The sequence below is a fragment of the Saccharopolyspora sp. NPDC047091 genome, assembly GCF_040643635.1.
GTDB lineage: Bacteria > Actinomycetota > Actinomycetes > Mycobacteriales > Pseudonocardiaceae > Saccharopolyspora_C.
Genome location: NZ_JBEYUS010000071.1, coordinates 23,923 through 33,689 on the forward strand (window position 1 = coordinate 23,923; position 9,767 = coordinate 33,689).

At 72.9% G+C, this 9,767-nt stretch carries 9 protein-coding genes; 5 read left to right on the forward strand and 4 right to left on the reverse strand.

The features are described 5' to 3' along the window. Nucleotides 1-475: 475 nt before the first annotated feature. The 5 genes from lysA to ABZ805_RS24290 all read left to right on the forward strand — a co-directional run bounded on the left by lysA (nucleotide 476) and on the right by ABZ805_RS24290 (nucleotide 5,519). Complete coding sequence (gene lysA / locus ABZ805_RS24270) at nucleotides 476-1,819, forward strand: diaminopimelate decarboxylase (protein WP_358444550.1); 1,344 nt, start codon at nucleotides 476-478, stop codon at nucleotides 1,817-1,819. 74 nt (nucleotides 1,820-1,893) lie between these two features. Beyond that, nucleotides 1,894-3,150 (forward strand): FAD-dependent monooxygenase, encoded by a 1,257-nt coding sequence (locus ABZ805_RS24275; RefSeq protein WP_358444553.1) that lies wholly within the window; start codon nucleotides 1,894-1,896, stop codon nucleotides 3,148-3,150. Then, nucleotides 3,143-3,871: a helix-turn-helix domain-containing protein gene (locus ABZ805_RS24280; protein ID WP_358444555.1), complete on the forward strand. Its 729-nt coding sequence runs from the start codon at nucleotides 3,143-3,145 to the stop codon at nucleotides 3,869-3,871. The genes ABZ805_RS24275 and ABZ805_RS24280 overlap by 8 nt, the downstream gene beginning before the upstream one ends. Before the next feature lie 269 nt (nucleotides 3,872-4,140). After that, nucleotides 4,141-4,344, forward strand: a complete 204-nt coding sequence (locus ABZ805_RS24285) for a DUF2188 domain-containing protein (RefSeq protein WP_358444558.1) — start codon at nucleotides 4,141-4,143, stop codon at nucleotides 4,342-4,344. A 311-nt stretch (nucleotides 4,345-4,655) separates the two neighbouring features. After that, nucleotides 4,656-5,519: an SDR family oxidoreductase gene (locus tag ABZ805_RS24290; RefSeq protein WP_358444561.1), complete on the forward strand. Its 864-nt coding sequence runs from the start codon at nucleotides 4,656-4,658 to the stop codon at nucleotides 5,517-5,519. A 28-nt stretch (nucleotides 5,520-5,547) separates the two neighbouring features. Here ABZ805_RS24290 and ABZ805_RS24295 read toward each other — a convergent pair whose 3' ends face one another. From ABZ805_RS24295 to ABZ805_RS24310, 4 genes are all read right to left on the reverse strand, one after another. After that, a complete protein-coding gene (locus tag ABZ805_RS24295) occupies nucleotides 5,548-7,020 on the reverse strand; it encodes an LCP family protein (protein WP_358444564.1) in 1,473 nt (490 codons plus the stop codon). Next, on the reverse strand, nucleotides 7,008-7,949 hold the full coding sequence (tatC, locus tag ABZ805_RS24300; protein ID WP_358444567.1) for a twin-arginine translocase subunit TatC: 942 nt from the start codon (nucleotides 7,947-7,949) through the stop codon (nucleotides 7,008-7,010). The genes ABZ805_RS24295 and tatC overlap by 13 nt, the downstream gene beginning before the upstream one ends. Before the next feature lie 60 nt (nucleotides 7,950-8,009). After that, entirely contained in the window at nucleotides 8,010-8,264 is a 255-nt protein-coding gene (tatA, locus tag ABZ805_RS24305; RefSeq protein WP_358444569.1) for a Sec-independent protein translocase subunit TatA, read from the reverse strand. A gap of 831 nt (nucleotides 8,265-9,095) precedes the next feature. Beyond that, nucleotides 9,096-9,767: LysR substrate-binding domain-containing protein (locus tag ABZ805_RS24310; protein WP_358444572.1), on the reverse strand; the 672-nt coding region annotated here is incomplete at its 5' end.

The window sequence follows — 9,767 nt, forward strand, 5'->3', positions numbered from 1 at the left end:
CCCGGTACGTCGAGGCGTGGCGACGCTAGCACAGCAGAACGGCAAATTCCTATTAGTTAGACTCCAGTCCTATTAATTGGGACTCAATCTTCGGCTCATCCTGAGGTGTACCGACCCTCGAAACCGGGCCCTCCTCCTGCTCGATCCGGCCGCCACGAACGGACTTGCCCAGGAACCAGCCCCCTTCCGGCCCGGAACCACGACCACACCTCAAGGGAAACGCACGTCGGAGCTCGCACTCCAGCGGGACCGTTGATCACTATCCAGGACGCCTCCCGGACAGCGAAGATCTCTCGACCGCACCTGCCGACCACCTGGCGACCCGCGGCGACACGGTGCGGCGTCAGCACGGCGGAAAGATCCGGGGTCGCCGCGTCGGGATCGCGTCCACGTCCGGTTCGACGGCGGCGAGCGGGAGTTCCCTCGGGGGCACGGCGGCGCGACCGCCGCCCGGAGTCCTCAATGGGAGACGACGATGACGCTCGCGGACCTGTTCCCCACCTTCCGCAAATCGCTGCTGCCGCGACTGCCCGGCGCCCCGTGGCCGGTCGGCGCGGAGCTCGACCGGGACGGGGACCTGGTGCTCGGTGGCACCTCGGTGGCGCGGATCGCGGCGGAGCACGGCACGCCGTGCTCGATCATCGACGAGGGCGAGGTGCGGATGCGGTGCGCCCAGTACCGCGCCGCCCTGCCCGGCGTGGAGATCGCGTACGCGAGCAAGGCGCTGCTCACCAGGTCCGTCGCGCGGTGGATGCGGGAGGAGGGCTTCGCCATCGACGTGTGCTCGGCGGGTGAACTCGCCGTGGCGCGCGAAGCCGGTTTCCCCGGGGAGCGGATCGTGCTGCACGGCAACGTGAAAACCCCCGCGGACCTCGCCGCGGCCGCCGACGCCGGGGTCGGCCGGATCGTGCTCGACTCCTTCGACGAGATCGCGCTGCTCGCCGAGTCCGCGCGGGAACCGCAGGACGTGCTGGTGCGGGTCACCCCCGACGTCGACCCGCACACGCACCGGGCGGTCGTCACCGGCGTCGCCGACCAGAAGTTCGGCTTCGCCCTCGCCGGCGGCATGGCGGCGGAGGCGGTGCGGCGGGTGTTCGCGCAGCCCCGGCTGCGGCTGGCCGGGCTGCACTGCCACCTCGGTTCGCAGCTCACCCGGGTCGCCGCCTACGAGGAGGCCACCCGGCACCTGCTGCGGTTCCTCGCCGCAGTGCGCGACGAGCACGGCGTGCCGCTCCCGCAGCTCGATCTCGGCGGCGGGCACGCCGTCCCGCAGCTGCCCGGGGAGGACGAGTTCGACCTGCTCGGCTTCGCGCTGCGCGTGCGCACGGCGCTGCACGACGAATGCCGCCGCCACGACCTGCCCGAACCGCGGCTGACCGTCGAACCGGGCCGGGCGCTGGTGGCCCGCGCCGGGGTCACGGTCTACCGGGTGGCGGCGGTCAAGCACGTCCCCGGAGTGCGCACCTTCGTCGCCGTGGACGGCGGCATGAGCGACAACCCGCGGCCCGCGCTGTACGGCACCCGCTACACCGCCCGGCTCATCGGCAGGCCCGCCACGGCGGAACCGCGGCCGGTCACCGTGGTCGGCAGGCAGTGCGAGGCGGGCGACGTGCTGGCCACCGACGTGCCGCTGCCCGCCGACGTGCGCCCGGGCGACCTGCTGGCCGTGCCGTGCACCGGCGCCTACCACGTGCCGCTGTCGTCGAACTACAACATGCTCGGGCGCCCACCCCTGATCGCGGTCCGGGACGGGCGGGTCGAGGCGCTGCTGCGCCGCGAGACCACCGCGGACCTGCTCCGCCGCGACGTCGGCGCATGACGCGGCCATCCGCAAAATGGTGACCTGAACCACTGACTGACCAAATGACTTTTTTGGTCAGTATGGTCGATGGCATGACGGCCACCCCCTCGAAACGAGTCCTCGTAGTCGGCACGGGCATCAGCGGACTCGCCACCGCGACACGGCTGCACCGAGCGGGCTGGACCCCGGTGCTCGTCGAACGGGCGCCCGCACGGCGCTCCGGCGGCTACTTCGTCGCCCTGTTCGGCACTGGCCAGATCGCCGCGCGGCGACTGGGAATCCTCGACTCGATGCACGACCGGGCAGGCACCGTGCAGCACCTCGACATCGACCGCAACGGCGGGCACCGGGACGGGATGTCCTTCGCGGACGTGCCCGGCAAACCCTGGATGATGCTGCGCGGCGATGCGGAACGGGCGGCGTTCGACGCGCTGCCCTCCGACGTGGAGATCCACTACTCGACGGTGCCGACCGAGATCGTCCAGGACCCCGACGGGGTGGACGTCACCCTGCTGGACACCGCGGCGGGCAGCACCCGCACCGAGCGCTTCGACCTGGTCGTGGGCGCGGACGGGCTGCGCTCCACCGTGCGGTCCCTCGTGTTCGGCCCGCACGAGGACCACCTGCACCGGTTGAACTTCATGATCGGCGCGTTCGAGTACGCGGGAACACCACCGGGGCTCGCGCCCGGCCAGGGCGCCACCCTGCTCGAACCGGGGCGCTCGATGTGGGTGTTCGCGTTCCGCGACCACGACCCGACGATCCTGCTGTCGTACCGGACCGATGACGTCGACGCCGAGTTCACCCGGCCGCCCGCGCAGAGCATCCGGGCCGCGTTCGGGCCCCGGCCGCTCGGCCGCACCCTCGGCGACGTGGTCGACGCGGCGGGAGCCGCGGACCGGCTGCTGTTCGACTCGGTCGAGCAGGTGCACCTCGACACCTGGCACCGCGGCCGCGTCGTCCTGGTCGGCGACTCGGCCTGGTGCGTCACCCTCTACGCGGGCATGGGGGTGTCCGCCGGTTTCGCCGGGGCCGACCTGCTGGGTGCCGTCCTGGAACGGCACGCCGACGACGTGCCGCGGGCGCTCGCCGAGTGGGAGGCGCTGCTGCGGCCCTACGTCGACCGGTACCAGCGGAGCGCGTTCCAGCAGCGCAAGATCTTCGTCGTGGACAACCGGCGGGAGGTCCTGCTGCGGCGGACCATGCCGAAACTCGCCCGGTTCGAAGCGGGGCGGCGCCTGGCGGAGCGAATGATGCCCCGGGACGACGCGGCCGCCCGCAACAACGACGATATCGTGGGCGAAACGCTGGGCGAACCGGCTCCGCAGGAGGAGAAACCCGTTGGCTGACCTGCCCGAACACGGCTCGCCCAAAGCGCGGCGCATCCTCGCCGCCGCCGGAGATCTGCTGATCAGCCGGGGCATCAAGGGCGTGACCATCTCCGATGTCGCCAAGAAGGCGCACATCGGCAAGGGCACCGTCTACCTGTACTGGCGGACCAAGGAGGACCTGCTGCTCGGCCTGCTCTGCCGGGACTTCGTGGCGATGGCCGACGATGCGATGGCCGCGGTGACCGCCGAACCGGACCTCGCCCGGCCGTCCCGGTGGTTCCCGCGGGTGGTGCGCACCACCACCGAGCGCAGGTTCGTGCACGCGCTGCGCAGCCACGACGACGGGCTGCTCGGCGTGCTCGCCGACGATCCCCGGTCGGCGAAGCTGCTCGACGTGCTGGGCCCGGACGCGGTGATGGCCGAGGTGCTGCCGATCTGGCGGGCCAACGGGCTGGCGAGCACCGACTGGCCGCTGGCCGACCAGGCCCTGGCACTGCACGCGCTGACCACCGGATTCGTCGCGGCCGCCGACCATCCGCCGCGGCTGCCGGTCGAGGACCACGACCGCGTGCTGGCCGCGGCGGTCACGGCGCTGCTCGGCCCCGAGCGGGCGAGCCCGGAACAGGTCCAGGCGGCCGCGGACGAGGGGGTGCGGCGGCTCGCCAACGGGCGCGCCCTCGCGCTGGAGGTCATCGAGCCCACCGGGGCGGACCACCCCGGGCCCGGCAGTCCCGGCTGAGCACGCGGCCGGGCCGGAGCTCGGCTCTGCGCGCGCACCCGGGACGGCCCGCTCCTCCGGACCGAGTGGTGAACGATTCCCCCGCCTGTGCGGCGCTCCGCGCGGTGGTGGTGGTCCGGTACCCGATCCGGGACGTCCACCACCGCGGCCGGACCGGTGGCGTGCCCGCGGTGCCCGGCCGGGTTCCGGGACGGGCACGCCGGCGATCCGGGTTTGCTGGTCCTCCCGGGCGGAAAGGCCTCGGGCGGCAACCGCGACGAGAGGACCACATGAGCGTGCTGCACGTCGTCCCCGCCGAACGCACCGGCGACGGCTGGAAGGTCGTCGGAGCCGAGGCGGCCGAACACCGCGTCTCCTGCCAGGCCGACGCCGTCGAGGACGCCTGCCTGGAGCTGCGCGGGGAAGGCGGCGAGGTCGTCATCCACGACCTGCGCGGACGGGTCCGCGACAAGCGCACCGTCCGGCCGGCCTGACCGCGCGCCCGGGCCGACGAGCAAGACCGCGGGAACACCTCGCTCCCGGCTGGACCGCGAGAGCGCGGCGTCCCGGGAGCAACCCACCCGTGGCTCGCGCGGTGCGGCGACGAACCGGGCGTGGCGAACCGCCCGCCGCCCCCGCCACCGCAGGGCTTCCGCGACCGCCGGGACCGCTGCCGCAGTGGGCGGAAGTGGTTGCGCCGCACCATGATTTCCGCGAACGCCCGCGAGGACGAGCACCGCCGGACACCTCGCTCCCCCGCGACCACGGGGCGAGCACGCGATCCGCACGACGAAGGAGGAGCACCATGTCCGCACGCACCTCTCCCCCCGCCCAGCAGCAGACCGCGCCCGGCGCGACCGAGGAGATGGTCCCCGCTCCCCGCGACGAGATGGCCGAGTACCGGGGCCGCGGGCTGCTCGACGGCAAGCGCGCACTGGTCACCGGCGGTGATTCCGGCATCGGCCGCGCCGTGTCGGTGGCGTTCGCCAAGGAGGGCGCCGACGTGGCCATCGCCTACCACGCCGAGCTGGAGGACGCCGACGCCGAGCACACCGCCGAACTCGTCCGCGCCCAGCAGCGGCAGTGCGAGCTGCACCGGACCGACCTCGGCGACGAAGCGGCCTGCCAGCGACTCGTCGACGAGGCCGCCGCCGAACTCAGCGGTCTCGACGTGCTCGTCAACCACGCCGGGACCCAAGCGCCCGTGGAGCGGTTCACCGACACCACCACCGAGCAGTTCGACCGCACCTTCAAGGTGAACGTGTACGCCCCGTTCTGGCTCACCCGCGCCGCCCTCACGCACATGTCGGAGGGATCGGCGATCATCAACACCGGTTCGGTCAACGGGTTGCGCGGCAACAAGACCCTCATCGACTACGCGGCGAGCAAGGGCGCGGTGCACGTGCTCACCATGTCGCTCGCGCAATCCCTGGCACAGCGGGGAATCCGGGTGAACTGCGTCGCGCCCGGTCCGGTGTGGACACCGCTGATCCCGGCGACGCTGCCGGAGGAGTCCGTGGAGGGGTTCGGCGACCACGTGCCGATGGGGCGGATGGGCCAGCCCGACGAGATCGCCCCGTCCTACGTCTTCTTCGCCGCCGACCAGCTCTCCAGCTACTACACCGGCAAAGTCCTCGCCCCGGTCGGCGGCGAAACGCATCCGGGGTGAGGTTCCACCGCACTGTGCCTGCCACCCCTCAGTTGACGCACGGGATGGCGTCCGCGGTGATGTCGGGTTCGCGGTGGGCGGGGGTCGCGGCTTGCAGGCCGTCGAGGCGCAGGGGTGCGGGTGCGGCGAACTCTTCGGCATCGGAGTCGTCGAAGTCCTGGCCTAGTACCACGCGCAGCTCGCCCGCCGGTTGCGACGGGTCCGCGGTGGTGGGGATGCCGCCGAGGTGTTCGGCGACGAAGCGGGCGACGTCAGCGTCGTCCGGGTGGTGCAGCACGTGGGAGCGGGCGGTCGCGGTGCCGTTGCCGACCTCGCCGACGGGGACGTCCGCGGCGAGCAGCGCGTCGCGGGTGCGGGCGGCCAGGCCGCCGACGTCCGCACCGTTGATCACGTCGACGGTGCTGGTGGCGAGCGCGGGCGGGACCGGTGGGGTCGGCGGCAGCCCGTCGTTGACGCGGGCGATGGTCATCCGCACCTGGTGCGGGTCGACCTGCACGGCCTGGCCGTCGGGGGTGTCGTACTCGGGGTCGACGATCGGGATGGTGCCGAACTCGATGTCTCCCCCGGCGAGCCCGCTCATCTCGGCGGCGAAGGACAGCAGGTTCCAGTCCCCGTCGAGCACCACGGAGCGTTCGACGGCGTCGAGCAGCCGTTGCAGCTTCGCCGGGTTCGCCATGGTCCCGGCGGACAGCACGCGCCGGGCGAATCCGGCGAGGAACGCCTGCTGGCGCTGCACGCGGTCGAGGTCGCCGCGCAGCAGGCCGTGGCGCTGGCGGACGAACGCCAGCGCATCGCCGCCTTCGACCTCCTGGCGCCCGGCGGCGAAGACCGCACCGGAGTACGGGTCGTCCACGGCCTCGTTCAGGCACACCTCGACACCGCCGATCGCGCTGGTGAGCTCGTAGAACCCCAGCAGGTTCACCTCGGCGACGTGGTCGACGTCCACGCCGGTGAGCTGTTGCACGGTCCGCACCAGCAGGTCCCGCCCGGCCGCGGACGACCGGCGCTCCAGCTCGGCCTGGTCGGCCACCCCGTCCGCGGCCAGCCGCCGCCGCTCCTGCGCCTTCCCCATCCCGTACGCCGCGTTGATCTTGTGCTCGCCCTGGCCGGGCACGGCGACGAACGAGTCCCGGGGCAGCGAGTAGGCGATCGCGCGGCTGCGGTCGGCGGGCACGTGCAGCAGCATCACCGTGTCGGTGAGGCTGGAACCGCTGTCGCCGGTGCGCAGCTCCTGCAGCACTTCCGGCGGCAGCGGGTTCCCCTGCGCATCGGTCCGGCCGTCCAGCCCGACCAGCAGCACGTCCACCGCCTCGCCCGAGCCCGAACCACCGGCGAGCTCGCCCGGCAGCCGGCCCAGCGCGTTCCAGCCGTACCCGGTCACCAGCAGCACGAACGCCGAGGTCAGCGCGGTCGCCGTGCGCGCGGCCACCCGCGGCCGCCTGCGGACGGGGCGCAGCGGCGCGGTCCGCTCCACGGCGCGGTGCCGGTTCACCCCAGCCACGAACGTTCCTCCTCGGCTCGGGCCGCAGCGGTGGGTGCCGACGGCCGGTGGTCGATCGCGGACGGTTCGTCCGGGGACGGCGCGGCGCCCCGGCGGCGCTCCTTCGCCCGGTCGTGGTGGCGGCACAGCACCAGCGCGATGGCGAACAGCAGGCACAGCGCGGCGGCGAGCGCCAGCATCGAGATCGGGTCCTGGCCCGGCGTGGCGACGGCGGCCACGACGAACAGCCCGAACACGATGCCGCGCCACCAGCCGCGCAGCTTCGCGTACGACAGGAGCCCGGCCCGGTTGAGCATCACCAGCACCAGCGGGAGTTCGAAGCTCAACCCGAACATGAACAGCATCAGCAGCACGAACCCGACGTACTCGTCCCCGGTCAGCGCGGTGAAGAACGCGTCACCGCCGAACCCGACCATGAACAGCAGGCCCTCGGGCACCACGAAGTAGGCGAGCAACCCACCCGCGGCGAACAGCACGGTGGCGAAGCCGACGAACTGGGTGGCGAACTTCCGCTCCCCGTCCCTGAGGCCGGGCGTGATGAACGCCCACAGCTGGTACAGCCACACCGGGCTGAGCAACACCGAGCCGACGGCGAACCCGACCTTGAGCTGCAGCACGAACACCTCGAACGGTTTCGTCTGCAGCAGCCGGCACTGGCCGGGCTCCGGGCTGAACCGCAGCTCCGGCGGCAGCGCGCAGTACGGCCCCAGCAGCAGGTCCCCCAGCGACGGCGCCCCGAACAGCGGGTGCGAGAACCACCAGAACCCGAAGGTCGCGCCGAAGACGACGGCGATCATCGCCACGCCCAGCCGGTACCGCAGTTCGCGGAGGTGGTCGACGAGGGTCATCGTCCCGTCGGGGTTGTGCCTCCTGCCCCACCGGCGGCGCGGGCCGCGCACGTGGTGCGGGTGGCGCGGCGTCCTGGCCACTGCGCTGTGCTCCCCTGGTTCCCGTCTGCTTCCGGGTCCCGATCGGTTCCCGGGCCCCGGTCAGCTTCCGGTCTCCTCGCGGCGTTCGCCGCGCGCTTCGGTTCCGGTCGTGCCCGGGAAGTTCTCGCCCGAGGGGAGCCGGTCCCGCGCGGCGCGGGCCGCGGCCTCGTCCTCCTTCATGCCGCGCGCTTCGGCTTTGAACACGCGCGCGGACTGGCCGACCGACCGCGCCAGGTCCGGGAGCTTGCCCGCTCCGAACAACAGCACCACGACGCCGACGAGGAGCACCAGCTCCCAACCACCCGGCAAACTCACGATTCCCGCACCTCTCTCCTTGCTGCGCACCGCATCCGTCCCGGCCTCCGCTCGGGTGCGGGGCCGAGACGGGCGGACTGTCCACTTCGGACTGATGTCGTGACGTGCCCGGTCGGGCGCGCCGAGTGATGCCCACCGGTTTCAGCTCGGTCGGCACCCGGTCGAAGGCCGACGGCGGCACGCCGACGGAGGCGGCGAGCACCTCGCGCGGCAGCGAGCCGAGGGCACCGACCACGCCGATGTCGTCATCGGGTTCCGCACTGCCGGTGTCGAACACGACCGGCACGTCCAGCGGTGCTCGATCGCCGGGGTGCTCGAAGCAGTGGAAGAAACCCTGCGGCGCGAACACGATCTCCGCGCCGCACCTCGAATTCCGCGTCGTGGTGCTGCCCGTCGGGCCGGGTGCCCAGCACGGCCCACCGGGCCCGGCCGGAGATCACGTGGTTCAGCTCCCACGCGGTGGTGTCGGCGCGGTCGCCCCGATTCCAGGTGCACCGAAGCGTCCTGCCCGGTCAGCACGGGAAAGTCGCCCGCGTGCGCGCCGCGCGGCGTTCCGCCGTCGTACTCGTCCGGTTCTTCCGGGACGAGGGGGAAGGCGCAGCGGGCTTCGGTGGTGGTCTCCGCCACCGCGACCGGTGCCGGACCGGGTGCGTTCAGCGCGACCGCACGGAGCGTTCCGGCTCCGCCGAGCGCCTGCCGACGATCGATCTCCGGCATGAGTCCCCGTTCCAGGTCACCAGCACTGACCCGTCCAGTGTCGGGTCGTGCGGCGCCCGGCGGCAAAGCCCGCGGCGTGATGGTTGCGATCGCGCGGCGCGATCGCGGCGGCGCTCAGCGCGCGTCCGCGACCTCCGGGCGGCCCGCGGCGGCGATCATGTCGACGAGCGCGCTCATCGGCGTGCCGCGCACCGGGTTTCGTCCACTGAGGACGAACCCGATCCGGTCCAGCGCGGGCAGTCCGCTCTCGATCGGCACCAGTCCGTCCGGGACGACGCTGCGTGCGAACACCGCGACGCCCAGCCCGGCGCGCACCGCCATGCTCAGCCCGTTGAGCCGGTCCGCGGTGCAGCTGATCCGCCATGACCGCTGGTCCCGCTCCAGTGCCGACAGCGCGCGGGCGCGGGTGATGCTGGGTTCCGGGTACACCACCAGCGGGACCGGATCACCCGGTGCGATCTCGGTCCCCGGGGTGCCGACCCACACCAGTTCGTCCCGCCACAGCAGGCGCCCGGCCGGTTCGCTGCCCGCCTGCTTGATCAGGGCCATGTCGAGTTCGCCGCGCGCGAGCCGGTCGTGCAGCGGGGTGCTGAGCCCGGCGGTGAGATCGAGGTCGACCCGCGGGTGCCTGCGCTGGAACCGCTGCGCGATCTGCGAGAACCAGTCGGAGACGAGGTCCTCCGACACGCCCAGCCGGACCCGCCCGCTCGGTTCCGCACCGGCGAAGTAGTCCATGGCCTGCTGCTGCCTGCCGAGGATGCCGCGGGCGAAGCCGACCATCGCCTC

What these genes read in the sequence shown, in the direction of transcription:
- ABZ805_RS24285 (WP_358444558.1), top strand. Translation starts at nt 4,141, where the DNA reads ATGAGCGTGCTGCACGTCGTCCCCGCCGAACGCACCGGCGACGGCTGG.
- ABZ805_RS24275 (WP_358444553.1), top strand. Translation starts at nt 1,894, where the DNA reads ATGACGGCCACCCCCTCGAAACGAGTCCTCGTAGTCGGCACGGGCATC.
- ABZ805_RS24290 (WP_358444561.1), top strand. Translation starts at nt 4,656, where the DNA reads ATGTCCGCACGCACCTCTCCCCCCGCCCAGCAGCAGACCGCGCCCGGC.
- lysA (WP_358444550.1), top strand. Translation starts at nt 476, where the DNA reads ATGACGCTCGCGGACCTGTTCCCCACCTTCCGCAAATCGCTGCTGCCG.